This is a genomic window from Aurantimicrobium sp. INA4, from assembly GCF_027924525.1.
Lineage (GTDB): Bacteria > Actinomycetota > Actinomycetes > Actinomycetales > Microbacteriaceae > Aurantimicrobium.
Genome location: NZ_AP027040.1, coordinates 222,247 through 248,720, shown reverse-complemented (window position 1 = coordinate 248,720; position 26,474 = coordinate 222,247). Strand labels below are relative to the sequence as shown.

General features: G+C 48.8%; 22 protein-coding genes, 1 pseudogene and 1 riboswitch. Of the genes and pseudogenes, 16 read left to right on the top strand and 7 right to left on the bottom strand.

Going from position 1 to position 26,474, the window contains the following annotated elements:
* The first annotated feature begins 50 nt into the window (after positions 1-50).
* Together AINA4_RS01300 and AINA4_RS01295 are read left to right on the top strand one after the other, a co-directional pair.
* Complete coding sequence (locus tag AINA4_RS01300) at positions 51-1,850, top strand: ABC transporter ATP-binding protein (protein ID WP_281787177.1); 1,800 nt, start codon at positions 51-53, stop codon at positions 1,848-1,850.
* Positions 1,847-3,655 (top strand): ABC transporter ATP-binding protein, encoded by a 1,809-nt coding sequence (locus tag AINA4_RS01295; protein WP_281787176.1) that lies wholly within the window; start codon positions 1,847-1,849, stop codon positions 3,653-3,655. Before AINA4_RS01300 ends, AINA4_RS01295 begins: the two co-directional genes overlap by 4 nt.
* A 338-nt stretch (positions 3,656-3,993) precedes the next feature.
* Here the strand turns inward: AINA4_RS01295 and AINA4_RS01290 are convergent.
* Together AINA4_RS01290 and AINA4_RS01285 are read right to left on the bottom strand one after the other, a co-directional pair.
* A pseudogene (locus AINA4_RS01290) lies at positions 3,994-5,679 on the bottom strand (amidase); the annotation flags it as partial.
* Positions 5,680-5,845: 166 nt separating this feature from the next.
* Positions 5,846-6,127, bottom strand: coding sequence for a hypothetical protein (locus tag AINA4_RS01285; RefSeq protein WP_281787175.1), 282 nt, complete (start codon positions 6,125-6,127; stop codon positions 5,846-5,848).
* Between the two features lie 500 nt (positions 6,128-6,627).
* On the opposite strand from AINA4_RS01285, the gene AINA4_RS01280 reads away from it, so the two are divergent.
* Together AINA4_RS01280 and AINA4_RS01275 are read left to right on the top strand one after the other, a co-directional pair.
* Positions 6,628-7,023 carry a hypothetical protein gene (locus AINA4_RS01280; protein WP_096382364.1) on the top strand — a complete coding sequence of 132 codons (396 nt, stop codon included), beginning with the start codon at positions 6,628-6,630 and terminating at the stop codon, positions 7,021-7,023.
* 219 nt (positions 7,024-7,242) lie between these two features.
* A complete protein-coding gene (locus AINA4_RS01275) occupies positions 7,243-7,518 on the top strand; it encodes a hypothetical protein (RefSeq protein ID WP_281787174.1) in 276 nt (91 codons plus the stop codon).
* On the opposite strand, the gene AINA4_RS01270 is transcribed toward AINA4_RS01275, so the two are convergent.
* Both AINA4_RS01270 and AINA4_RS01265 read right to left on the bottom strand, forming a co-directional pair.
* Positions 7,515-7,790 (bottom strand): hypothetical protein, encoded by a 276-nt coding sequence (locus AINA4_RS01270; protein ID WP_280799317.1) that lies wholly within the window; start codon positions 7,788-7,790, stop codon positions 7,515-7,517. The genes AINA4_RS01275 and AINA4_RS01270 overlap by 4 nt on opposite strands.
* Positions 7,791-7,800: 10 nt before the next feature.
* The gene (locus AINA4_RS01265; protein WP_281787173.1) at positions 7,801-8,187 is read right to left on the bottom strand and encodes a hypothetical protein; all 387 of its coding nucleotides are present in this window, start codon (positions 8,185-8,187) and stop codon (positions 7,801-7,803) included.
* A 129-nt stretch (positions 8,188-8,316) separates the two neighbouring features.
* On the opposite strand from AINA4_RS01265, the gene AINA4_RS01260 reads away from it, so the two are divergent.
* Positions 8,317-8,979, top strand: a complete 663-nt coding sequence (locus tag AINA4_RS01260; RefSeq protein ID WP_281787172.1) for a hypothetical protein — start codon at positions 8,317-8,319, stop codon at positions 8,977-8,979.
* Between the two features lie 7 nt (positions 8,980-8,986).
* On the opposite strand, the gene AINA4_RS01255 is transcribed toward AINA4_RS01260, so the two are convergent.
* A complete protein-coding gene (locus AINA4_RS01255; RefSeq protein ID WP_281787171.1) occupies positions 8,987-10,030 on the bottom strand; it encodes a BspA family leucine-rich repeat surface protein in 1,044 nt (347 codons plus the stop codon).
* A 130-nt stretch (positions 10,031-10,160) separates the two neighbouring features.
* Positions 10,161-10,278: riboswitch (SAM riboswitch) on the top strand.
* Between the two features lie 40 nt (positions 10,279-10,318).
* On the opposite strand from AINA4_RS01255, the gene AINA4_RS01250 reads away from it, so the two are divergent.
* From AINA4_RS01250 to AINA4_RS01210, 9 genes are all read left to right on the top strand, one after another.
* Complete coding sequence (locus tag AINA4_RS01250; protein WP_281787170.1) at positions 10,319-11,056, top strand: hypothetical protein; 738 nt, start codon at positions 10,319-10,321, stop codon at positions 11,054-11,056.
* Between the two features lie 39 nt (positions 11,057-11,095).
* Positions 11,096-11,458, top strand: coding sequence for a hypothetical protein (locus AINA4_RS01245; protein ID WP_281787169.1), 363 nt, complete (start codon positions 11,096-11,098; stop codon positions 11,456-11,458).
* Positions 11,459-11,486: 28 nt separating this feature from the next.
* A complete protein-coding gene (locus AINA4_RS01240; RefSeq protein ID WP_281787168.1) occupies positions 11,487-12,053 on the top strand; it encodes a hypothetical protein in 567 nt (188 codons plus the stop codon).
* A gap of 52 nt (positions 12,054-12,105) precedes the next feature.
* Positions 12,106-12,717: a GIY-YIG nuclease family protein gene (locus AINA4_RS01235; RefSeq protein ID WP_281787167.1), complete on the top strand. Its 612-nt coding sequence runs from the start codon at positions 12,106-12,108 to the stop codon at positions 12,715-12,717.
* A gap of 104 nt (positions 12,718-12,821) precedes the next feature.
* Positions 12,822-13,295, top strand: coding sequence for an NYN domain-containing protein (locus AINA4_RS01230; protein ID WP_281787166.1), 474 nt, complete (start codon positions 12,822-12,824; stop codon positions 13,293-13,295).
* 73 nt (positions 13,296-13,368) lie between these two features.
* A complete protein-coding gene (locus AINA4_RS01225) occupies positions 13,369-14,733 on the top strand; it encodes a DEAD/DEAH box helicase (RefSeq protein WP_281787165.1) in 1,365 nt (454 codons plus the stop codon).
* Positions 14,733-15,446, top strand: a complete 714-nt coding sequence (locus AINA4_RS01220; protein ID WP_281787164.1) for a hypothetical protein — start codon at positions 14,733-14,735, stop codon at positions 15,444-15,446. Before AINA4_RS01225 ends, AINA4_RS01220 begins: the two co-directional genes overlap by 1 nt.
* 81 nt (positions 15,447-15,527) lie before the next feature.
* Entirely contained in the window at positions 15,528-16,112 is a 585-nt protein-coding gene (locus AINA4_RS01215; RefSeq protein WP_281787163.1) for a hypothetical protein, read from the top strand.
* A complete protein-coding gene (locus AINA4_RS01210) occupies positions 16,112-17,269 on the top strand; it encodes a hypothetical protein (protein ID WP_281787162.1) in 1,158 nt (385 codons plus the stop codon). The genes AINA4_RS01215 and AINA4_RS01210 overlap by 1 nt, the downstream gene beginning before the upstream one ends.
* A gap of 16 nt (positions 17,270-17,285) precedes the next feature.
* Here AINA4_RS01210 and AINA4_RS01205 read toward each other — a convergent pair whose 3' ends face one another.
* Both AINA4_RS01205 and AINA4_RS01200 read right to left on the bottom strand, forming a co-directional pair.
* The gene (locus AINA4_RS01205) at positions 17,286-20,204 is read right to left on the bottom strand and encodes a DNA methyltransferase (RefSeq protein WP_281787161.1); all 2,919 of its coding nucleotides are present in this window, start codon (positions 20,202-20,204) and stop codon (positions 17,286-17,288) included.
* Positions 20,197-23,553, bottom strand: coding sequence for a helicase-related protein (locus AINA4_RS01200; RefSeq protein WP_281787160.1), 3,357 nt, complete (start codon positions 23,551-23,553; stop codon positions 20,197-20,199). The genes AINA4_RS01205 and AINA4_RS01200 overlap by 8 nt, the downstream gene beginning before the upstream one ends.
* A 357-nt stretch (positions 23,554-23,910) precedes the next feature.
* On the opposite strand from AINA4_RS01200, the gene AINA4_RS01195 reads away from it, so the two are divergent.
* A complete protein-coding gene (locus AINA4_RS01195) occupies positions 23,911-24,420 on the top strand; it encodes a DUF3293 domain-containing protein (protein WP_281787159.1) in 510 nt (169 codons plus the stop codon).
* Positions 24,421-24,704: 284 nt separating this feature from the next.
* On the top strand, positions 24,705-26,465 hold the full coding sequence (locus tag AINA4_RS01190; RefSeq protein WP_281787158.1) for a DUF262 domain-containing protein: 1,761 nt from the start codon (positions 24,705-24,707) through the stop codon (positions 26,463-26,465).
* Positions 26,466-26,474 lie beyond the last annotated feature (9 nt).

Below are 26,474 nucleotides of genomic sequence, written 5' to 3'. Positions count from 1 at the left end.
GCCCAGGCCCTCAAGAGCCGGACTAGCTTTTCTCTTAGAAAGATTTCCTCGTGACCACACAAACTCAGCAGTTATCAACTGTGAAGAGTTTGTGGCGCGTGATTCCCTATGTGCAAGGTGCATTCCCCCGTCTGTTTCTGGGCGTCTTTATTGCACTCGCTGCTGCAGCAATAGCACTGACTATTCCGCTTGCTCTGCGCTGGTTGGTAGATAACCCCCTGTCCTCAGGGGATATTGCCCAGATCATTCCCGGCGTTGCCGTGATCTTCACCCTCGGCATGGCCGAGGTGATTTTCATCTACCTACGCCGCTGGCTCACCTTAGGTCCTGGGGTTCACCTCGAAGGCAAGATGCGTAATGCCATCTATGTTCACCTTCAGCAATTGCCGGTGGCCTTCCACGACAAGTGGCAAAGTGGTCAGCTTCTCTCCCGCGCAATGGGAGATGTCAGCACGGTTCGCCGCTGGATTTCTTTTGCTTTTGTGCAGCTGATTACCAGCACCATCATGTTGGTGGCTGGTTTCACCATGCTCTTTACCTTCAGTGCGTTGCTCGGCGCAATCTTCCTGGCCTGTTCTCTTCCGCTGATTATTTTCAGCATTCGCTTCCAGCGGCAGTTCTCGCAGTTAGCACGCAGTTCTCAAGACCAACAAGGTGACCTCGCCACCACTATTGAAGAATCTGTTCACGGTATTCGTGTTTTGAAGTCCTTTGGTCGCGCGGGCGAAGCCCTCGATGACTTCTTAGACCAGGCAAATATCTTGCGGGGAACAGAACTGGCCAAGGGCCGGGCCAACGGGCGTATGTGGTTCTGGATGCTGCTCATTCCTGACCTGGGTTTTGCGTTGACCTTGCTGCTGGGAATTGTGCAGGCAGAACGCGGTGTCGTCTCGGTGGGAACACTCGTGGCATTCTTTGCCACCGCAGCCCTGCTCAAGGGCCCCATGCAATCGATTGCACCGATGCTGTCGATCTCGATTGAGGCAGCTAGCTCCCTCAATCGTTTCCACGAAGTCATGGATGCGCCGATAGAAATCCTGGACAAGCCCGGTGCACCCCAGGCCCCAGCGGGGCCCGGTGCACTGGTCTTCGAGGACGTTCACTTCCGTTATGAAGATTCCTCTCCGGAGCACCCCGACCTGCTCAACGGCATCAACCTGAGCATTCAGCCTGGCGAAACCATGGCACTGGTGGGGGCAACAGGATCTGGAAAGACCAGCCTCACAGCATTGACCACCCGACTCTTTGATGTCACCTCGGGACGCATTCTCATTGACGGCGTCGACATACGAGATGTCTCCATTGAAAGCCTGCGCACCCGTATTGCCATGGCTTTCGAGGACGCCACCTTGTTCTCCATCTCTGTTCGAGAGAACGTGCTCTTAGGCCGTGAAGAACTCAGCGATGCAAGAACCCCAGAGCAACAACAGCAGGCAGAAGCCCTGCTCAACCAGTCGCTGGATATTGCTCAGGCAGACTTCGCCCGCCATTTGCCCAACGGAGTTGAGAGCAAAATTGGCGAGGAAGGCCTGAGCCTCTCCGGTGGTCAACGCCAACGCTTAGCATTAGCCAGAGCTATCGCCGTTCAACCCAGCATCCTCGTCTTGGATGACCCCCTCTCTGCTCTTGATGTCACCACGGAGGCCGCTGTGGAGAAGGCGTTGCGTCACGTGCTCAACACCACCACGGCATTGATAGTGGCGCACCGCCCCTCAACAGTGATGCTGGCCGATCGTGTTGCTTTGCTACACGAAGGAAAGATCTTGGATGTTGGCACCCACTCCGAGTTGCTGGCTCGCTGCCCCGAATACCGCAACGTGATTGCTTCACTGGATGAGGAGAAGCAATGACCATTACCGGTGTTCGCGGAGAAGAACGTTCCGACTTCACAAAAGCAGAAGGCAAGCGCTTACGTCAGCGTTCCTTAGCCCTGCTGGGTTCCCTGCTGCACCCTGTGCGGGTGCGGGTGTATTGGACGCTGCTTGTTGTTGTCATCAGCACGGCTGCCCAGGTTGCCGGTCCTGCCCTGCTTGCACTAGGTATTGACCAAGGGCTTACCCAGGTAGTGCAAAACCATAACTGGCTCCCCGCACAGCTCATTGTGGGCGCGTATGTCATCACCGCCATCACTGGTTCCACCATGATGGCGGTCTATATGCGCTCCTCCGCAGTAATCAGCCAGACAGTACTCATTGATCTGCGCGAGCGTGTGTTCCAGCACACCCAAAACTTGAGCATGAGCTTCCACGAGAACTACACCTCAGGCCGGGTTATCGCCCGCCAAACCAGCGACATTGAAGTACTGCGCGAACTGCTCGACGGTGGCATCAGCAACCTCTTTAGAGGTGTGCTGCTCATGCTCTTCACCGCAGGTGCTCTGATTGCTCTGGATCCCTCCAGTGCAGTGCCGCTGCTGGTTGCGCTCATTCCTTGCTTCTACCTGACCAGGTGGTTCTCTGAAACCTCTAAAAAGCAGTTCCGTGAAGCACGCACCTTCTCTGCCCGGTTGATTGTTCAATTCGTGGAAACCATGACTGGTATTCGTGCGGTTAAAGCATTCCGCCGCGAAGAACGCAACGAACAAAGCTACGCCGTTGCCGTGGATGACTACCGCGAAGCAAACAGGAAAGTCATTCGCCTGTTTGGAACCTATGACCCTGGCCTCAAAGTTATTGGTGTCTTCACCCTCTCTGCCGTGTTGATCTTGGGTTCGTTCCGTGTGGTCAACGGTGTTATGGATGTGGGTGTGCTCTTGGCTGCAGTTTTGTACACCCGCCGGTTCTTTGAGCCCATGGAAGAGTTGGCCATGTTCTACAACTCTTTCCAGAATGCGTCCTCTGCTTTGGAGAAGGTCTCGGGCATGCTCGAAGAGCGCGCCACGGTGACAGAACCCGAAGACCCTATTGCTCTTCCCCATCCCCAGGGTGCGTTGGATTTCAAACATGTGCGCTTTGGCTACAACGAGCACACCGTGGTGTTGCCTGATCTGGACCTGCACATTCCTGCTGGCCAAACCATTGCCCTAGTGGGCACCACCGGTGCCGGTAAATCAACACTGGCCAAACTTGTCGCCCGCTTCTATGACCCCACTTCAGGAACTGTCAGCCTGGACGGCATCGACTTACGTCGCCTGAGTAATGCAGACCTGCGCAATGCGGTAACCATGGTGACCCAAGAGTCCTATCTGTTCTCAGGAACCGTAGCCGAGAACATCGCATTGGGTAAGCCCGATGCCACGAGGGACGAGATCATCGCGGCCACCACCGCCGTCGGCGCGCATGATTTCATCATGCGACTGCCCGAAGGCTATGACACCGATGTGAATAAGCGCGGTGGTCGCCTCTCGGCAGGACAGCGCCAGCTACTCTCCTTTGCCCGCGCATTTATTGCAGATCCCACCGTGTTGATCTTGGATGAGGCAACCGCTTCCTTGGATATTCCCAGCGAACGCTTGGTGCAGCGAGGCCTACAAACCTTGCTCTCTGATCGCACTGCCATCATCATTGCCCACCGTCTGTCGACGGTGGCCATTGCTGACAGAGTTCTCGTCATGGAACACGGAGAAATCATCGAAGATGGCACACCCCATGACCTCATTGAAGGTGAAGGTAAGTTCGCCAGCTTGCACACCGCCTGGCGGGATTCTCTGGCTTAGGCCACGCCTCCCACCACGACGTAGTCTCCGACAACATCGTGGCCGGTGCGTGCCAGCGCCACGATAAGCGAGCCATAACCGCCGCGCCATTCGCTGTGCACACGGGTGTGCTCTGCCTCTGGAACGGTTGTTTCCACCACATAGCCCTCGGCAGTGTGAACACCAGAGAGTGCAACACCATTGATGGTGACGGCAACCTCGGCAGCCGTGGTGTTGATCACCACACGAAGGGGAACCACACCCCCGGTCACCTCACCTGCGGTGGCGGTGACCGCCAGGGTGGGGGTTCCCTCACCTGCGTGACCAGTTGCGTTCCAAGAAACATCACCCAGCTCAGGAGTTCGTGGTGCTGCAATGCGGCGGTTGCGCTGGTGATCAAAAGCCCACGCGAAAGCTAAGAGGTTGCTGTCGTCATAACCGCGGCCAGCGAAGGTTAAGCCAACAGGCATGCCAATGTCTGCCATGACGCCTAGTGGAGCAGTCACGGTGGGAATGCCGAGGTGGCGAGGAACCAGGTTGCCGTTGGCAACCCAGGTTCCGTTGCGCCAAGCCAAATCAGCAGATGCCTCATTAACGTCAGCATCAGCGGGGCCCACATCCGCTACAGCAGGGAACACCACAGCATCCAGGCCTAGCTCGTCCATCCAGTCTTCTAGATCTAACTTGCGGGCCTTTTCTAAACCGGGAATACCTTCGGCCATGTCGGGAATGTCTACGAGCTCAGGAATTCCGTCACGCTTAGCGCGCACCACATATTCCTCGAGAGGAACATCCTCAGGAGCAAAGCGGTGCAGGTGGTCGTCATAACGACCTGGTACCGACCCGGTGGGTACGGGGAAAATCTTGTCTCCATCAACCTGCTCGAGAGCATTGAGGTGAGGGTCATTATTAGCAGCCAAGAAGTCATGCCATCCCCACATGGACAGTTCCCACAGCTCATGCTCGGCAAAGGTTTCTGGAACCAAACCTCGTGAAACGAGGTTTGTGGCTCCTGGGCCTCGACTTTCATAGTTGGTCACGACGGGGAAATCTGTTTCGATAACCTCAGCACCTAATGCTTCTAAGTCAGCCTTGGCTTTATTCCAGAGCTCCACAACGGAGTCACGAGTGTGAATGCGGTCAATCTCCTCGAGAGTGATGGTCTCGGGATCCTTGTTGATGTACATCCGCGGAATCGCGATGCGCTTACCGCGCAGCGCCTCTGGGTTCTCTAACCCCACATACGAGTCAGGTCGCAGTTCCGAGCTTTTCGGGGTTGGAACCCAGGGCTGCATGCGCCAGAAATCTCCGCGGACTTCCCAGTCGTCATCCACGATGAGGTCTAACAGTTCCATCATGTCATCCATCGTTCGGGTGTGAGGAACAACCACATCCATGGTGGGAACCAATGGCCAGTTACCACGCGTAGAAATCACACCCCGAGAGGGTGTGTACGCACACAGCCCATTATTAGAAGCCGGAGCACGACCAGAGGACCAGGTTTCTTCACCCAACCCAAAAGCACCAAAGCTTGCCCCGGTTGCTGTTCCCGAACCATTAGATGAACCAGAACCAAAAGCAGCGGTGAGGAAGTTAGCGTTGTAGGGGCTTTCTGCGCGGCCATAGAGACCGCGCTGCATGCCCCCGTTAGCCATCGGGGGCATATTGGTCAGACCAATCAAAATGGCACCCGCCTTGCGCAACTGCGCAATAGTAAAGGCATCATCTGTTGCAACGAGATCGGCGAATGCCGGAGACCCGGAAGCAACCGTCAAGCCTTTGACCTTGTAGCTGTTCTTCGCTGTGTAAGGGATTCCATCGAGAGGGCTGAGGACTTCTCCCCGAGCGCGACGCTCGTCCGCAGCGCGCGCTTCAGCGAAAATACTTGGGCTCAAGATGGGGACAGCGTTGAGAGTAATTCCGTGACGGTCATAGAACGCAATGCGATCAAGGTAGCGAGCTACCAGCTCCACACTTGTAACCACTCCAGCAGCCAAATCATGGCGCAGTTCACTCAAGGATTTCTCAACAACGTTGTAGGACATTACTCCAGCCTAACTGGGCGAGATAGGCAAGTGTCCCATCACTTTTTCAGCGCAGCAAGAAATAATTTGGCCTCGAAAAACGCAACCTATGACTCACAGGAATGCTAGGCAATTTGTGTATTTAGTCACACAGTGCATGTGCTAGCAGTTCTGCCTCGTTAATATGTCACGCAGCTTTTTGAAATGCGGGAAGTAACTGAAATTCGCTGACAAACAATTGGTTTTCTTCAGGAGTGAGTTCTGCCAGAGAAAGAATTCTTTCTCTCAGTAATTCTGGGATTGCAACAGAGTTTTCAACGGCAACTCCTAGGGCAAACCCAATTCCCGACAGAGGCTCCCCTGAAATGATGATGTTGTGGATGGTGGCGGATTCAGCATGCGGAATGTACGTACCGAGGTAATCACTCAACGCATGTGCTACGAATTCCGCTTCGTTCATGATTGTCATGTTATTCCTTCCAAATATAGAAATCGAGTGGCAGTGCTACTCTTCCGGTCCTGTCGTTTCGAAAAACGCCCTCACCACAAACTGGATATACGGAGTGAATGTGTTGATGCGAAATGAATTCTGCAATAACCACGCGCACAATGACATTCTCAATTTCACGGTCACACAAGATGAATCTGCTTTGCCTGTTGATGAACTGAGGGCGAGACAGGGTCTTGAGTATTGCTAAATGCACATGTTCCCGATTCCAGCTGTGAGGAAATTCTGTCTTGAAGAGTCGCCCCAACCCATAGCGATGACCACCCTTAGTGGAATCTTGTTCACCTTCCCACACGTGTTGAAGGAGTTCCTCAGTTACAGGAACATGCGAGAAGGATTCAAAGACCATGCAGGCAAAGTTATTGATGACAAATATCACCAAGCGGAACAACCTGAATGACTGTGGAGATCTCCAAATCCAGATTGAGTGTGTAGGAGTATTTGCTCAATAAACTTGCACCATGACCACGCTTGTCACCACAGCAGCACTTATCCAGGCACTGATTTCACTGGGCGTCGCAGGATTTCAAATAGCAGTTCTCTCAGGTGCTCCCTGGGGCGAATACACCCTCGGTGGACAGAACCCCGGCAAGCTGCCGGGGCAGCTGCGCATCGCCGCAGCTGTCTCAGCTATCGTGATGCTTGCCCAGTGCGGTCACTACCTCGCCCAAGCAGGAATTCTCACGCCAGCACTCAGCCCTGGACAGAACGCCATAGTGAACTGGTTCTGGTTTGGCTTTGCTGTCTTAGGTCTCATTGTGAACAGCATCAGTAGAAGTAAGAAGGAACGAAACCTGTGGGTTCCAGTTCTCTTGGTCAGCGCTATCTGCACACTGATTGTTGCGCTCAACGTCTAAGTGCAGCTGCGAAGGGTCAAAGCTTTTGAACAGTGAGGGATGATCAGTGACCACCCCTCACTGGTGACGGTTCCCCCGGCAGTTTCAGCAGAGCCCCCCGTGCCGATTCCCCGTCACAAAAAGTGAGCATCACAGCAGCCACGGACATTGCCAATCCACGCGGACAAACCACACTGTCCGTGGCAGGTTCTACAGTGCTACTCATTGAGGGAGGAACACATGGAAACAATTGCAGGAGTACTGCTCCTTGTTGGGCTGGGACTTATTGGGTGGGGCTTTATTGCCTTTATCCGGGGCATTGGGAAGCTCTTGAGCTCCCCCACACAAACCCCAACCAGATACACCCCGCCAGCATCAGATGACATTGATGGCATGAACAATGGGGACTACTACAACGGCCCCCATGGGTATTCACCAATGACGGGATATCCAGAGACCCAATACGGTTCAGGGTTTGTTCCTGATGCCGAGTGGAACCACGAAGAGCGGGATTAGGAAGCGGCCTGCCAATAAGCGGGAAGAGCATCAAACTCTTTAAGAATTGCCTCATCCATGCCCATGGGGAGGACTCCTAATTCAATGATTTTCTCTCGAAAAATGGGAGGAAGCGCAATACCAAAGTGGCGAGCAATGCTAATTCCACTGAAAATTGCAGCATCTGCTTCACCACATTGAATTGAAGTGTCCAAGTGCTGGACTTCGTTCTCAGTTACGAGAGGTCTCAAATAATCCCGCAACGCCCGTGCAACGAATTCGCTGTTGTCCATAATCAACATTCTAAAACTCCAATTTTGATAAATCGAGAGGCACCGAAACAGCTTTGCCGTAGAAGTTTGTGACAACACCTTCACCACAAACTGGATAAACGGAGTGAATAAATAGGCCTTGGGCGTTTGATCTGAGAATAACTTTGACCATTACTTCTCTCACTACTCTGAGGCAACTGACCTCGCTTCCTCTAACGCGGATGCTCTGTGGATGTTCCAATACTGCGTGTATGGCTTGTTCCACCATGGCAAGATCCCAATCCTGAGGAAACTCGGTTTTTCCTTCTCGCCCTAACCCATGACGATGCCCACCTTTGGTGGGATCTACTGCCCCCTCCCACACGTGCCGAAGGAGTTCCTCCGTAACAGGAACATGCGCAAAAGATTCGAAAACCATGCACGCCACTGTAGGAAGACAGTGGCGCAGAACAATGGCCCAATAACCAGGATGTGGACAAGTTGCTTGGCATCTAGTTGTGGAGGAATGTCCGTACCCCCTCCTACAGTCACACCAGGAGGGAAACACATGAAAACACACACCAAGAAGTTCACAGGAGGGCGTGCATCGCGCGCCGAGGTTTATGGACTGTTCATCGCAGCCATCGTGCTGGTCGGTGGTGGGGTCAGTGGAGCTATTGCTCTGAACAACAACGACGACCCCACCACCACAACCAGCACCTCAAGCAACACCGAAGCCACAAGCGAGTCACAAGAACTGACCACAGTGCTGGATCCACAATCCAGCACTGCCAACGGCAGTGCTGATCCAGGATCAACACCAGGGACATCAGGCAGCACACCCGATGCCCAGGCAGGGTCAAGCCCCAGCACGGGGTTCATCACCACAGCTGAACCCTGCCCCTATACCCCGGAAGAACAGACCTACTACAACAACATTCGTGCCACCAAGCAGGCTGCTGTTGATCAAGCACAGAACTACGTGACCAGCGTAGAAGGCTGGATAGCCAGTAACACTGCACACCTCGAAGAACTCCTAGCTTCTCCCTATAGGCCCATTGAAGTATTCCAATGGAATCCCGATGGAACACCCTATGTGTGGCGCGTGGATTCGAATGAAGAGATAGCGTTCGAACGCCAACGCATAGCTGACAACCAGTCAGAGTTCACCCGAGCACGTGACGCACTGCAAAGGGCTATTGCTGATCGGGATCAAGTGCCGGGATGTTGAAGCACCTCTACTGATTAAATCTCTTGAGCACCCTTGGTGATACCAGGACGAGTGTGCCCACGATAACCAGGAGCCATGCGAACTCGGAGTATCCGTTTACCGGAGAACCCGTTTGAGCAAGCTCTGCAGCGACAGCACCAGAAGAACCAGAGTTGTTTTGGTTGTTGTTCTGATTGTTATTTGTTGGGCAAGAAATGGTTGGCGCAACATCAGAAATAGTCCAGTTGTTCGGACTTCCTAATAATGTGGCTCGGGCATTCACTGCGTCACAAGTGACCGCTTGGGTCGAGATTGCACCAAGGTTCACATTCGGCTGCACACTCTGCGAACCCCATCCAACGAGTGTGCTGGAGTAGTTCTCATTCGACATTGAATAGAACCCAACCTTTTTGAACATGTCAGTCATATTTGTGACGTTTGAAATGTTCCAAGTAGAAAGTGACCTATTGAAGCTCACAGCGGACTCAAACATGTGTGACATGTTGGTGACGTTGCTGGTGTTCCATCCGCTGATGTCTTGGTTGAATCCATTTGCATATGAAAATGCATTACTGAGATCCGTCACCGTGGCAGGAAGAGTTGCCGGAACTTGTCTGAGTTCACTGCGGTGATCAAAACCACAGCGCAAACTCGTCATGCCAAAGTCTCCCCAGCTCAATACTTTGGTGAGAGTTGTGTCGGAACCACCTAGGCATTTACCAAAACGTTCCAACTTTGTTGCGGTGATGGAAACAACATAGGTCCCACCAAAATCAACCGTTTGGGTCAATGTGACATCGCCAGAACCTGGTCCCTGGTTTGTCACATTTTGAATCACATCAGTCGTGCCTGGATCACTATCTAAGTCACCCCAGTTGATAACAACATTGTTCAATTCGCCGCCGAGAGTAACGCTGATGTTTTCGTACATCCCCGAAGTAGCAAACTCGAGCTGCATCTGATTTGCAGGAGCGGCATGAGCTGGAACAACCCCACCAAAAACCACAACAAATAATGCAGAAAATAATGCTGCCCCCACAGCACATAAACGTCTAAAACCACGAGGACTCATATTCGAAGTCTAGGTGTTTTTCCCTGTTCGACTGTTGGGCTTTTAGTACAAAGTCACGCCGTTAGGTTGCAACGTACGGCACCCACCCCAAACCTCAAATGTCTGCGGCTCGTGTCATACTCGGTACAACGTTCCAGAGCGATAGCGCCAAGTACCTAGCTAGCTATCCGGCAACCCCCAACCATTGAGTGGGGTGCCCTAGGGGAAGAACAGATATGAGCGCATCCGCGCTCATATAAGTCAATGGAGTGCAGCAACCTCTGCCTCCACAACACCAAGGAGGCACCTATGTCTGCACCAGAAAAGATCCCCAGCACCACCTGGCAGGAGAAAGAACCGATTAGCCGAGAGCTTCGCCTCCTGCGGGAAGAACTCTGGGGACCCATCCCCCCACGTGAACGCATTCAGTGGAGTAATGCTCTGCTGGATAACCCACCCACTGATCTGACTGTCATGGGCAAGCTCCAGAACACTCAGCTTCTTCACCGAGATGGCATCGTCATGAATAGGCAGTGGGTTGCTGTTGCCCGATACTGGGACGACCTGGGTGTCACTGCCTATGAATGGCTGCTCCAGAAAGGCACACTCGCCAGCAACACCCCAGAGAACACAACACCCGCAGAAGACCCCTGGGGTGACTGCACTGATGAAGAACGCAGAGCGTGGACTGCAGCAACGCTGCAGTTCCCGCCCATGTTCTTAGGTGCCACCGTCATGGGGCTGCATGACAGGCACGCCAAACAAACAGGCATAACCAACAGCAAGGGCTGGATTGATCTTGCACTCGAGTTCAGAGCTGCAGGATTCACTCCAGAAGAGTTCATTGAGCTCAACACTCAGGTGAGGAAGTTCCACAAGCGTGGCCAAAGGAACACCATGATAACTACCACCTGGGGCAACCTCAACAAAGAATATGTCCGACTCAATGCCCAGCAGTGGACGAACTGGTTAGCCCGTTATCGGGCAGGAGAAGAGCCACTAGCTCTCACTGAAGAACTACTTTCTCCTCACTGGATAGCCCAGTGAGGAGAGGCACCACCCACTGAAATGTCAGTGGGTGGTGCCATGGTAAAAGTAGGAGGAGTTGAGGGGAGCAAAGAGATGCCTGCGTTGGGAACAGCACTCGTAGTGAAAGACAGCAAGCAGAAAACTCTCTTCTCCACCGAGCTCTGGTGGTGGACTCCACGAAACGTCAAGGGACATGATCTGTTCACCCGGGTAGATCTTCCTGGTTACACCGACTGGGTAGCCAATCTCACACTCAAGCAGTTTGTGGATCTCAACCGAGAACAGATCCAAAGCTATGGCTCAGAGCTGTGGAGATTCAAGGAAGATATTGAAGCCATGACGGCACAAATACGAAATGGCGCGTGGGATGACGCCGCCATCACGGTGACCCTCTACGAGTGGGAATCCGGTTACAGCTAACTATTCATCCAAAGAAGGAGGCAAACACATGACTGTGTGGTCAGATGAAGAACTATATGGACTCAAAGACTTCACCTTTGGCGTGAGCACCGGCTGGAGAATCAATCCTGGCAAAGTACTCACTCGTCGCTTTGAATCGCCCTCGATCATTGCCGAGGCAGTGGCAGTTCCTATGGAACAAAGAATGCGAGGCTCTCGAACCGAGATCCTCTTCGAGGCAGACCAGATACTTCCAGAAATGCTGGCAGCTCAAGACATGATGGAAGCTAAGGGCTGGCCCAGCCGAGGAAAAGATAAAGCAAGTTATGCCCTCTGGAACAAGGCCCGCACAGCTCAGGCCAAGATCTTCAAAGGCTTGGTTCAACAAATCCAAGAAGACAGTCCTGAGTTTGCCACTGTTCTTGATGGCTCAGGAGGTTGGCTGCAAGCTCGAGGACTCAAAGATCCCCAGCTCTGGCGAGAGCCCTTGGTCATTCCTATTGAAGTATTGAAGAAGGTTCACCCGATGTGGGTGAAGACAATTGTGATTCACAAGCGGCCTGGGGAGATGGATCGTGGGAACCTAGGAATAGTTTCGACTGTGAGATCAAACTGAGTCATATTCTTTTCTTCAAGTAAGCATTCAGCTATCTATCGATCTGGGGACAATGAAAGAAACAAAGAAACTTGATTCTCGCCACCGAATTATTGTTTTTGAATTGGGAGATGTTGTTCCAAGGCGGAGACGAACAAAACCAAACGTTTTTGTAACAACCACATCGCTCCGACGGAAAGACCCAAGAATTTTCAATGAGTTGATTACCTCTCGCCGAAAATATGCAAAGCATGCAATCAAGCTCCGCGAAGATTTATCCCCCATTGGTTGGTATCAGGATTCGCGAACGCTTGCATCAGCAAAAGACAGTTTCTGCAAGAAGCTTGCTGCCCAGGGATACTGCATAAATCCGGATCCCAAAATTCCCTACTCAATTTATGTTGTCGAGTTGAAGAGAGAGGCTTGGGTTAAGGACAACAGAGTCCCAATCTATGTAGGAGTTACGTCTCGAAATCCAGAAGATCGTATTGCCCAACATCGATCTGGTTACTTGGCCTCGACTAAAGTAAAGAAACACTTCAAAAGAAGATTGGCCAAATTAGAACCAACAAGTATCTCGTATTTTTCAACTTATGATGCACATGATGAAGAAACGAAATGGGGAACGTATCTTTCGAATAAGGGATACAAAGTATTCGGGCCACAGGGTCTTCCTGAAGAATAAAAATTGCCAGTGGTCCCAATTGTGAAAAACAAAATGAGAACTTCTGAGAATGTCCGTGGGTACCAATAGGTTGATGTCACCACAGCAACCGGAGGGGAATCCAGATGAACATTCGCCACTTCAACACTGCCAACCGCGAACTACACCTCATCGATATAGAGAACGAACTCGGTACAAGCCAAGTTAAAGCATCAGACATTGCTCGCTTTCGGGCCTTCTATCTAGAAGCAAACAATGTCCCTGCTGATGCACACATTGTTGTCGCATCGAGCAGCTCACAAAACCTGCTCGAGTCAGCATTCGGGTGGCCAGGAGCTCGAACCGTGTGGTTACCAGGTCACGACGGTGCTGACCGTGCACTTCTAGAGATCGCTTATGAAGAGAACGTGGAGAAGCGCTATGACCAAGTTGTCATCGCATCGGGAGATCATTTCTTCGCAGAAGCCGCTGAGGCACTTCAGAATTTAGGAGTCAAGGTCAAGGTTTTTGCACGTGCAGTTTTTGTGAGCTTGATTCTTCAATCAGCTTGTAATGATGTTCAGCTCTATTCAGCAGAAGACTTTAGTTTGGCTGCATAGAAAATTCTTTCCGTTATCTCTTCGAAAGACACTCAAGTAATCAGTAATCTGAATTACACGCGGGGGGGGAATAGTGGATCTTTATCAATGGGAAGATATTGGCCGAAATGGCGATTATGTCGGCCCTGAGCTTCGACAGTGGCAAAAGGAAGCACTTTGGCATTGGGGCGAAAATAGCAATCGAGGAGTTGTCGAAGCCATTACTGGCACAGGCAAATCTCTCGTTGGCGTTGCCGCAATTAGACAAGTCCTTGCAGAGGGAGGTTGCGCATTAGTTTTAGTTCCAACCTCAGCGCTACTAGAACAATGGCACCGCAATTTGGAAAAGGCTCTTCCCAGGGCTCGTGTTGGCAAACTCACCGGGGGCAGGCACGACGACTTCAACTCTTACAACGTCCTAGTAAGTACAGTTCAAACTGCTTGCAAGAATCAGCCAAAACCTAAGAGCTTGGCTTTGCTCGTAGCAGACGAAGCACACAGATATGGATCATCTCAGTTCAGCTTTGCCCTCAATAGCAGCTACAACCGCAGGCTCGCGCTCTCTGGCACTTATGAAAGACAGCAAGATGATGGTGTTGAGAAATACTTAAACCCATTTTTTGACGGGGTCATCTATAACTATGGCTACGGCCCCGCACTTCGAGATGACGTGGTTGCACCTTTCAATCTGGCATTAGTAGCTACAGAGTTCACGCCTCATGAAAAACATGAGTACGACCTCGAAACAGAAAAATGTCGAAAGGCAAAGCGCTATCTAGTTAAGAATTGCTTCTATCCAGATGACTGGCCAGAGTTCTTTGCTCAAGTGCAAACAAAGATTAAAGACCACTCACGTGACACAGAGTCTTATTTCTGCCGTCAATATGTTGAGGGATTCGCACATCGTCGAAGCATTATGGCTGAGGCCTCTGGTAAAGAAGGTTTCCTGGTTGGCATTCGAGATTCTCTCGATAAATCCAGCGGAACATTGATTTTCACCGAGACCAAAGAAAGCGCTAGAAGGCTAGCTTGGATTGCCTCACAAGCAACCACTGCGATGCCATTGACAGGTGATGATAAACATCTAGAAAGAGAAGCTCGTCTCAAGGAATTCGGCTCTGGAAAGCTCAAAGTCATTTGCACTCCTCGAATCCTCGATGAAGGTATCGATGTTCCAGAAGCTGAAATTGCAATCGTGATTGCCGCAAGCAAAAGCAAACGCCAAATGATTCAACGCATGGGTCGTGTGATTAGGAAAAAGTCTCCGCCCAGAGCTGCCAAGATTCTTATCACCTATGTCAAGGGGACGTCAGAAGACCCCATTGATGGGGGCGGACATGAGGGATTCTTAGCTGAAGTTGAAGAACATGCGCACGGGGATGTTGCATATTTCAGAGCTCAGGATGTACTTGAATTGTCTGAATGGTTAAGTGCTGATTCGTCCATTGGTAGTGGCTAATGCACTTGCTTTTGTTCTGGATGGGGATGTTTGTTGCTTCTTTAGGAGCACTTGCACTGATGAATGGCGAAAACGGCGGCATCGCACTCTTTGTGGGAATCCTGACGATGCTCTTGAGCGCTCTGTGGGTCAAAAAGTTGGTACGCAATGCCAATGTGCTTGCTGAGCGACAAAAGCAAGTCCCAAAAACCTATCAACCAATTCAAATTGCAGTGATAGCAGACGAAGACGAAGACGAAGACGAAGACGAAGACGAAGACGAAGACGAAGACGAAGAGACAATACCGCGCTCAATTTCAAACTCAACTCCTGCAATTCGGACCAGGACAAACCTTGGAATTCCTGGAGTTAAGTATGTTGATCGATATGCAGGCCGTGAACGACCTTTCACCAGTGAAGAAGATGAACAATTACTTGACCTCTACGCACAAGGTCTCGGCGTATTTGCCATTGCCAATCGGCTGGTAATTGATCAAAAGCAGGTTGCCATCCGACTTATACGCCTGCTGATTGATCCAGAAGAAGCAATGGAGGACGAAGAATCTGCTGGGAACAATCGCCGTACGTATAGGAAAGGTGAGAAAGACGAAATCGAGGCCGAATACCGAATGGGGCACTCAATCGACCAGATAGCTCTGGACCACGGTAGAACAGTTCTAGCTATTGGATGGCAGTTACTTGAGAGACCAAGTCGCCCCCTTTTACTGTCTTAATCAATCGTCGTACCAAAGAAACTACAGATAAGCACGGTTGTCTGAAGTGGTGACTATATTCATAAGTGGAGGGGAATGTAGATGAATAGTTTCACTGTCGGCCACGTAGATGTGACGATCCTAGAAGGGGCCACTGACTTCATTGGCGAACCAGAGCGTGGTGCTGGTGAATTGACTGGATCTGCTCAACTCGCAAACATGAGAACCCCTGATGGTTTGGAGATGACCGTTGGAGTAATCACTTGGCCAGGACGAGACGGGGCAGACGTTCGAGTCATCGATTTCGAAGAAGGACCAGAGCCCTACACGCGACTTATTCGCGCTGGCACCATGAACATGAAAACCATCAACGGTGAATGGGTCGCCAGGGTGACAGCAATGAAAATCAATGGAAAGCCATGGCCAACAGGCAACAGGGTCACTTGGGGCGAAATTGACTGGCTCAACAAGGGCGTGGACACGAAGGCATTCCTCATCTCACTCGGGGCCACTCACACTGGTACATACCTCGAGGTTTACCCCGGCGCAGCACCTGCCCAAAGAGGCGATTCAGGCTTGAAGTGCCCCGTCGGAAACGTTGCTGTGATCGCAGCGATCTACGCACTGACTCGAGTTGAAGCCATCACACAGCAACTTGGAGTCAACAGCCCGAAGGCCATTGACTAATGGTCGGCGTAAGAAAACTTTATCTCCCCAAAGCAGACACTGAAGAAGAAGCAGAAGACGCCTTCCACAAGATGTGCCAAGCGCTCGTTATCGAGCTTGGACAAAAGTTCGAAAAGGTTGGCCAAGCACAACTTGGTGATGACTGGCTTGAAGAGCTAGTCGCCCAGGGCGGGGACCCCCAGGAGATCTCGAACTGGACATCGCCATTTGACCCCAGCTTTGTCTTTTCACAACCTTTGAAATACCACGACAGTTTGTTATGGCGAGTTCTGCCAAATAATGCTGAGTTCTATAACAACTACAAGAGTTGCCGCTGGGCCCGTAATCGTTGGGAACATAGGCAAATATCCCCTTCGCTAGAACAGCTCAAGAAGGATATGAAGTACTTCTACTTCGTAGCCCAAGAAGCTAAGTTGTCTATCGAGGGTGCCTTGCCACAGTTGCTTCAAAGAATTAATAACATCCTCTCGGGATCTTTCAATCCTGAGACCTCAGCAGAAGAACCTGTCACCGTCAGCGCAGAAGAAACATCTGAAGAAGTTCAAGTAGCGGTTGAAAAAGATGACGCTGAAAAGGCTGAGCGCACGCGAGAAAGAACTGCTGCGAAATCTGAATCGCGTCCGCGGGTGGGCGGAAGGTGGATCGGCCCAAAGCCTACTCGCGCTCTTAAGTTTAAGAGACAACTGAATGATCTAACTGACGTAGAAACTAAAGAGTCGGTCAAGCATCTGTGGGGTGACGAAGCTGCACTCCAGATTGCTCGTCTCAAAATGATTGACCCCATGGGCGATATCTTTGTAGATGACTCTGACGGAGCACTGTTTGGTTACAAACACGGACAAGAACGTCTACTTGGTTACCTCGGTGCAGAACCTGAACGCGACCTCTCCGAGGTTCAAGGGTTTAGCCTTCCTTACAGTTACTCACTCACCGAAAATGGCATAGTTTGCGAATCAACTGGCGAGAACTTGAGCAAGGTTCTCGGTGAAAATGCACGAACTCTAACAGCTGTTCTAAAGAAAGCTGTAAACCCGCTGGATGAGTTGAAAATAACTACTCATGGTGATCTCTACTCATTGACCGAGCAAGGGCCAGTCAAAATTGCTAGAGTCTCGTCAACCGAATGGTTCCCCAACCATTTAGCGGATTCTAAATAGATTCCTTTCAAATCAATTATCTTTTTGATTTCCGTTCCATATACATTGCCATGAGAAACTCAAATCTGTCCTCTTCTGATTTTGCTCCTCGGTAAGCATAGATAACATCAACCAAATCATCTAAGGCTTCATGTGCCTCTCTCAGAGACGAAGGCATGCTTTGATCTCGGTAAAGATCTGTCATTGATTTTTCGCTAAAAGATTCGCGGATATCTAAGATGTTTTGAGCCGCTGCATAAATTTGCGCTGCATCGATGTCGTTAACCACAAAGGGCCATGGGAATGTGTTGTAGACCAACACCGACGAATATCGGAGCCCATCCCCAAGCCCACCCGCAGTGAATCTGATCCATGCGTTGTGCATTGCTGAGCTAAGGATTCCAAAATCAAACAAATTAGCAGAAGGAACCGTGTGATTTAGATTTGTAGATATAGATTCGCCTGACTTGAAACCCATTGCGAAATAGCTTCTGTCGCTCGGCAAATTACATGGAATTAAGAGGAAGTCTTCTCCTGTATGCCGTATCTCGCCGAAAAGATGCGGGACTTGCGCTAAAGCCCTGGTTGCTGGCCTGTCACTATTAAGCCTGTACTTTTGAGTTGCTTCAATTCTTTCTTTTGCCCAAGTGAATTTTCTGACATCAGCCAAATCCATGCCCTGAAACCATAAGCATTTTCTTGGTGAATTGCTCATGAATTCTCTAGCTCCATATAAATTTCTTACGAATGCTTTAGATTCCGGATATTCACGGATTAATGTCTCTGCTTCGGCGACACTCAGAATTAAATTACCCCCGTCGTTGGGCATACTTCCGTAAACGATTTCTCGGGGAGCGAAAAGTGCAACTTTACTTGTTTCAACAACCGCTTCACTTCCAGGAACCAAGTAGGGGCTGATATTTTCAACTATTTTGACAGTGGGCTGTTGTATCTCGTTTTTGTGATGAACGTAAAGTTCTCTTTTCGAGGTTGGTTCAAAACCGAGACCTAGGATTACACAAAATACTTGTGCTGCACCTGGGTTGTTATTCGTCCACTTGAAACTTGAATGGGCAAATTGTAAGTGAAGGCCCTGCGATAACAGCCAAGGCCACAATTCAGAGGCTTGTTCACCCTGAGTTATCGAGTTGGTAGTAACAAAAGCTGACTTTGTTCCGTAGTTGTCGAAAGTCCCCTGAAGCCTAGGCGGTATATTTTCAACTTTATGTTCCGACTTCCCCCAGGATTCATCTTCCTCTTCGAACAACGCAAGTTCAGTGATTCCACCATCGGTACTTTTTTTCATATAAATGGCGGATTTCACCAGCCATGCGCTTACGAAATCTAAAATTCCTGGCTTTCGTATACCTCCAGCACCTGAGGTTACCGCCATGGCAGTTGAAAAACTCGCCTTCTGTGAATCATCTTGATTAGATTTACCGAGGTATGGGGGATTCCCAATGATGAAGTCACAGTCTTCGGCCGGAATAACTTCATCCCAGGGATAAGTTAACGCGTCAGCCCTGACGATTCCCGGGGTTTCAGCCAGAGGTATTGAATGCCTAACACGTTCAAATCTCTCAAAAGATTCAACATTCATTTGGTGATCTGTGATCCACATAGCGACTTGTGCCACCTGGCTTGCAGAAGCACTTATTTCTATTCCAAAGAATTGATCAATCCGAACTGTCATCGAGGCAGGAACATCTTCAACTTTCAATTCACCAGTTGAAAGAAGTCGTTCAATGATCATGTTTTCTATATGGCGAAGTTCCTTGTATGTCACCACTAAGAAGTTGCCGCAACCACAAGCTGGGTCGAAAAAGGTTAAAGAGCTAATCTTCGCGTGAAGTTGCTTTAGTTTGACTGGGTCTATTCCAGCATTCTCTAACTCAAGATTTAGTTCTCCGAGAAATAGTGGCTCGATTACGCGAAGAATATTTTCTTCACTTGTGTAATGAGCGCCAAGTTGTCTTCTCGTCGCAACGTGGCCTTCTGCAGAATTAACAACGTGTTCAATTGTGCTTTCTAGCAAACCCTCAAACATTGAGCCGAAGATTGCTGGGCTAATGTCGGACCAATCTAAATTTGAGCATGCAAGTACAAGTTCGATGAGTTTCTCGTCGAACTCTGGAACAGGTTTCTCGTCTTGAAAAAGCCCGCCGTTCACATATGGAAAATCTTTAACTAATGAAGAGAGGTTTATTCTTTCTGCGATTGGCGTTCGTAATGCAGCGAAAAGATCCTGAACAAGCTCTCTAAATCCGGTTCCATCCGGATATTGAACAATGAGATTTCTGAATTCATCGCCACCTGAAACATCACCCCTGAATGCAACACCAGCGTCGTAAGGACCTTGTGCGAATAAATCTGTATCCTCACCAAAAAAAAGGAATAACAGCCTTGTTAGAAAAACCTCGAGGTCTGTTCCTTCTAATCCGACTGAGAGGAGGTGAGAGTGGAGGTCTGCAATTCGTAAGGCAGCTTCAGTATCTGTGTCAAAGCCGTTTTTTACAGAAATTAGCAAGTCGGCAACGCTCAGGGGGTTCTTAGGATCGATCTTAAATCGATCAAGCCTTCGAGCTAATGCATCATTTTTATCGCCAACTCTATGGTGCTGGGCAGTTAGTCTCCGGAATCCAAGTCTGGTTTCACTTATTGAGGGCCAAGTCCAAACCTGATTCTCCCCGTCACTGAAGATCAGGACGTAATCGAAATTTTGTTTACTCAGTTCTTTAGAAAGCTCAGTTCTTATTGACCTTTTAGGAAGAGAGTTGCAAACCCAAGCTGTTAGTCCTTGATATTTACCCACAGGTGATAATGAATAGTTTTCACCATTTAATGTCGATGTGATGGATTTAGCATTCACATCTTTGGGAATGTTCCAATGCAATTCACTGATGAAAAGCTCAGGGAATTCTTGTGAATTTATTCTTTTTAAAATGTTGTTACTCATTAGTTGAAACTCCCATCGAGCAAATAATACGTGTCTCGTCAGGATCTCCGACTTTAGCTACAACGAGCGTTCCAGCCTCAAAAAGCTCGATAAGTAGTTGTCTTGCAGCAATAACCTGACCGCCTTTTCTAGCCTGAAGTAGTTTTCGTTCTGAAGATCGTGTAAGGGGGCTTTCACGTAATGCTTGAATCGCAGGTTGTAAATCGCTACTTTGATCCAATCTGAAATCATTCAAGAGGCGTTTACGCACTCCAGCAATGTAACCAAACCCGAATGCAGTGTTCGAGGCTGCAAAACTTGCCGATTTTGAAACAAGTTCGAAGTGATCTGCTCGTTTAGCAATCGCATATTCATCAGGGGCAGACTCAAGCCTGTTTAACGCCTCATTATCCGAAAGCGGTGAAGGAAGCTCCCTTGTCCCTACTCCGCCTTCAATAACTGTGAATTGATGCAGCGGTCCAGTTTTTGTGTACGTAAGAATTTGTTGACCTAGTGCAAAACTCTTACCTGAGAAAGCTTTTCTTGTCGTAAAAATCTGATCCTGCATTGCGGATATTTTTTCTGCTAGCTCAGGGTTTTCGGTCTTTAGTGAAGTCCAAGTCTGATATGCGCGGCTGAGAGCATCCACCTCTCCCTCAAACTTTGATTCAAGCCCAGCCATATTTCCTTTGTAAAAATCTTCTAGCAACGAGACTTCCTCAGGGTCACCAAAGAACTTTTCATCATTACCAAACACTTTGTTTGCGTCCGCAAAGCGTTGGCGAATCATCGAGCGAAGTTTCAACATAGGCTCAAGGCTGTTGTGGAACAGCGAGTAAACATAGACGTGTTTGCTTCGCTGTCCGATTCGGTCTACACGCCCAGCTCTTTGGATCAACCGAATAATTGCCCATGGAAGATCGAAATTAACTACTACATATGCATCTTGTAGATTTTGGCCTTCTGAGAGAACGTCAGTCGCAATCAGAACTCTTAATTCGCCTTCAAATTTAGAATCAAATGTTGATTTTTTGCCATTCGAGAAAGGCGAAAATGCGTGGGCGACCTTAGTCGGATTACTTGAGTCACCTGATGCAATTCCTATGTTGGTAATCCCAGCAGACTCTAAAGAAGAAAGCAGATATTTTGCCGTGTCTTTGTATTCAGTGAAAATGAGTAACTTGTCATCTTTGTGCGTTACCTGAATCAACTCAATTAGCTTCTTAAGTTTTGAATCCCTGGAAGCCGACCAAGCTCCATAACGCTTTAGTAAAGCGGAAAGTGCAGCAGTATCTTCTTCCAAAGCTTCTCTAAGGCCTTCTGTGAAAACCGTGGGACGAACCCAAGTAAGAGTTTTGTCATCTGATTTTTGAATTTGCTCATACAGCGCAGCGATGCCTTGAGGTTTACTCTCTTCCAGTTCAACTAAAGAAATTTCCGAGTCGTCAGAGATTCGATCATCATTGCTCGATAAGCCGGCCATCTCAATGTCTTGATCAAGTTCAAGCCCCAAATCGTCCAGAGAAAGATCCGCAAGTTTTACTCGTGGGGTACCGACAGGTACTTCCAGACCGTAGTCGAGCGCATGCAGCCAGGTTTTGTTTCGTTGTATGTGTCTTTTAACACTCAGCTCAAAGGCAAAACCACAACTAGACAATCTCTTGTAGAAGTTGGCTCGGGTAATTCCGAGAAGGTTGCCGCCTGATTGTTCCAAACTCTCAAGCAATTGCTTTTCTTCATCGGTATTTTCAACTTCATGATTCCAATAGGAAGTTAAGTCATTACGGGGGAGAAGCAATTCACTGATTACTTCTAGTGTTTCTTCATCTTGCATAAGTGCAGCAGGATCGTCTTGATCGAATTCAAGGTTTATGGGCTTTGCAATTCGATCCGGAAAGTAAAATTTTTGTCCGTCTGAGAAGGTCATGTACTCGCCTTCTTCGTCTTTGTCAGCAAGAGCGCGAATAAATGAACGCGTCCTACGGACCAAGTGATCACTGAGAAGTCTTTTCCAGTCCTCCGCAAACTTTGATTTCTTGAATGCCCCGAAAGAGCGGGTTCTTCCACCTACCATTCCACTGAAACGTGGGTTATTAGCAATAGCTTCCAAGGGCTCGATACCCATGTCATCGTCTTCGTTGATGTAAAGCCCTAGTTGAGCAGAAACGTCGCTAAAACCAGTGTTGTAAGGGGTAGCTGACAGTAAAAGTACGCGAGCACTCCACTTCTCAATGAAGTCTTTGATTACTGCGTAATCTTGACGAGTTTCATTACGAAGAGTGTGTGATTCATCGATGATTACGATTTGATGTGGATGCATATCAGGCAATTTCTTAGTTGCCATCGAGTAAGAAACTACCCTGCAATACAAGTGGTACTGGGCAAAAATTTCTTCCCACATCGCTACTAGATTAGGCGGGCAAAGTACCAGCGGAGCTAGTCCCTCTGCTTGTTGGAGTACAGCTGCGACAGCAACGGCAGTGAGGGTTTTACCTAAACCAACCACGTCGCCAAGCATTGCCCCACCGCGTGAAGAAAGTCGTTTGGCTAGAATCTTCACCGCCTCTTTTTGATAATCAAGAAGTTTGATTTCAAAAGCCTCTGGTAGCGAATACTCATCTACTCCATCACGTGCATCTACAGAAAGGTTGAAACAGACCTTTAGATATAACTCATAAGGACTGGGTTGCTCTTCTGCGATCCATGCATTTGAAAGAAGTTCAAGTAAATCTTCATCGATATCTAGACATAAAGGGCTATTCCATTTGTCTTCGAACCAAACATGCAACTTATTTGTAGCGTCTTGATCCACTACATCAACATTGAGCTCAAGGTTCTTGCTCATACCTGCCATGGTCCAGTTGGAAGAGCCTACGTACGCAGTCCGAGGTACCTGGTGAACATGCGGTGTGTGAAGAATGTAGGCCTTTGCGTGAAGCGGTTGTTCAGCAAAAACCTTGATTTGAACACGTCCATCTTTCAAGTGGGACTTCAATAACTTCAGTGTGGCTAAATCAGAATTGTTTGGGGCACCACCAGCAAGTTGATTCCTAAAATTATCTAGGATTAAGAGTTTTCTTGCCTGAGCCTCATCGAGGTCAATTAGATGTTCAAAGGCGAGTGAGTTATCTCCCTCGGGCCTAATTCTCAAAAAGCGATCTAACCTGGTCTCATCAGTTACTGACATACCAACAAGAAGTCTGAGAATAGGTTTTTCACTCGGCTCACGTGATTCGATTTCTTGAGAAAGTAGTTGGTATCCCCGGAGGTTGAAATAGCCGACCACTGAGTCGAGAGCCTCAGCTTGTGCAAATACTTTTTTAAGATCATCACCAAGCTTCAGTGAGACATTGTCAAAAATTTGCGGCATCAATTCCCCCAAAAAATAGCTTGATTTGAGTATGCCTGAAAAATGGGGATTCGTATTGAACCAACATGAGTATTCTTATCTCTTTATGAATCAGACAGCTTCAGATTTTGTTGATTCTCTAACCTCTGTATTTATTCATGAATACTCTTGAATAAGCAATAAGGAGAAACGGTAGTAGACCCAGGCAAATCAGCAGTCAAGCGCTGAGGGGAGGGGACAACAATCAAGGACATCATCTGTTAACTACCAATAGATTTCCTCGCAAAGTTCCTAGAAAGCACAGGTATAAAGGTGGCGCAACTACTACTTATCAGGCCTATTCCCTGCCATGATTTTGATTTATAGAGTGTATAAATCATGAATGCATCAATTCCCTCCGAACTTGTTATTGCATACTCTGAAACCACCATAAGCATTCAGCTAGATAACTTTCAATCTGTGGTCATTAAGGGCACTATCGCGGAAACGGATTCTGCTAACTTTCTTGATTTCTTCGGTGCACATATCCAAGAACTCTGGGTGATCACTGCTGATAATCCCTTTAGCAAGCTACTCAGTCCAGAAGATAACCTCCAACGTCAACAATCGCTTCACGCTGCACTTGCTAACAAAGGCATCGACTTTCTTGAAGCCTTCTGCAGCTCTCCCGACAGAAGCTGGTCTGAGCATTCATTCGCAGTTCTTGCAACTAACTTGAGCGCTCACAAAATCCAAATTGAAATTCATAAATTGGCCCGATGTTTTGGGCAAAACGCTGTATTCAAGGTAACACCGTCTATTCTCAGCATGATTTCTACTCTTGGTGACAGTCGTAATGAAAAATCGGAAGTACTTTTCACATCGAATTACAGTTGCATATTGGATTAATGCAACCGAGTTGATTGACTTAAGCCCACAATTCGATACAGGCCATTCTCCGCTATTACGGCTAAGCCATCTACCCTGCTTCTCTCCTAAGTGGTAAATTTCGCGATTGATGCAAAGAGCGCTTGCAGAAAATGGTGTTATTTGTATTGAATTCAGGCGCGAACTGCCGCCAAGAAATCAATGTAGAAACCGATGTCACACTCATGCCATCGACTATGTTGGACATAAAGTTTCACAATTTCAGGGGGATTCTCTTGGCCAAATACAGCGTCAACCAAAGTCCAGTGAGCAATCTGCTTGCTCAGGTGGAAAGTGACCAGATTGCTATCCCCGAGCTGCAACGCCCCTTTGTATGGGACAGCGTTAAAGTCCGTGACCTCATGGATTCCCTTTACAACGGCTACCCCGTTGGATATTTGATCACGTGGCAATCTATTGGTGCACACCTCAGAGGTGGCCACGTTGCCGGCTTTCAGCAAATCCTTATTGATGGACAACAACGAATTACTGCACTTCGTGCTGCGGTGGCAGGTCTCCTCGTCATTAACAAGCGATACCAGCAGGTTCGAATCACCATTGCATTCAATCCAGTTACCGAAGAGTTTGCGACTCTAACACCTGCAATTAAGAAGAGTTCGCAGTGGATTCATGACATCAGCGAAATCTTCAAACATGCGTCAACTTTTGGTTACGTCAACGAATATTTACAGGCCAACCCAGATATCGATGCCAATGTTGCTGCTGGCAACATTGGCAAGCTTGCTGAGATCAAGAATGCTCAAATTGGAATTATCGCGCTCAGCGATGATCTCGATGTTGAAACAGTCTCTGAAATCTTTATTCGCATTAACTCAAAGGGCGTTCCGCTTTCCAGTGCTGATTTTGCTATGAGCAAGATTGCCACCTACGGCGAGCGCGGTCGTAATCTCCGGAAGCTCATCGATTACTTCTGCAACTTGGCTGTGGCTCCTCACATATATAAAGACATTGCAGAGAACGATAAAGAATTCGAAGCAACCCCATACCTCAGACAAATCGCGTGGTTGAAAGATGATGCTGAGGATTTGTATGACCCTAGTTACGGTGACATCATTCGTGTTGCTGGTCTCGTAGGGTTTAGCCGAGGTAAGGCTGCTTCTATTGTGAGTGAGCTTTCTGGCCGCGACCCAGAAACCCGGAAAGTTGATGAGGCAAGAATCCCACTGGCTTTTGACACTCTCGAATCTGCACTTGAGAAGATTGTGTCGAAGTACAACTTTGAAAACTTCCTAATGACAATCAAATCTGCAGGATTCATCTCTCCAAAATTGATCAATTCGCAGAACGCTTTGAACTTTGCCTATGCCTTGTATCTCCGACTTCGTGAAGATAAAGAAGTCAGCGAAGGTGAGAGAAAACGCATCATCAAGAGATGGTTTGTCTTGTCTATGCTCACGGGCCGTAACTCAGGAAGTTTTGAAAGCACCTGGGAACAAGATATCCGACGTATCGGACAGATTGGCCCGGCAGAGTATTTGAAACAACTCGAGGAATCAGACCTTTCTGATGCTTTCTGGGAAGTTGCACTTCCTGCAGCACTTGAAACCACAAGCACTATCAGCCCATACTTCCAGACATACCTTGCTGCACAGGTTTCGACGGGCACGAGAGGTTTCCTGTCGAAGAGCATCAAGGTCTCTGAGATGCTTCAGCACTCGGGTGATATCCACCACGTAGTTCCGAAGGATTACCTTCAGAACAATGGATTTAGTGATCGTGAAGACTACAACCAGGTTGCAAACTTTGCACTTACTGAAACCTCCATCAACATTTCGATCAGTAACCAGCCGCCTGATGTTTATATGGCCCGGGTAGAGCAACAAATCAATACCGGGAAACTTAACCTAGGCGAAATTGTGGACCAGGCCGATCTCGATAAAAACCTTCAGGACAATGCTCTCCCAGCAAACTTCGCTGAAGTCGATGCTTCTACTTATAAGGTGTTCCTCGCTGACAGACGAAAACTCATGGCTCAAAAAATTCGTGAATACTACGAACTGCTCTAACATTCAGTA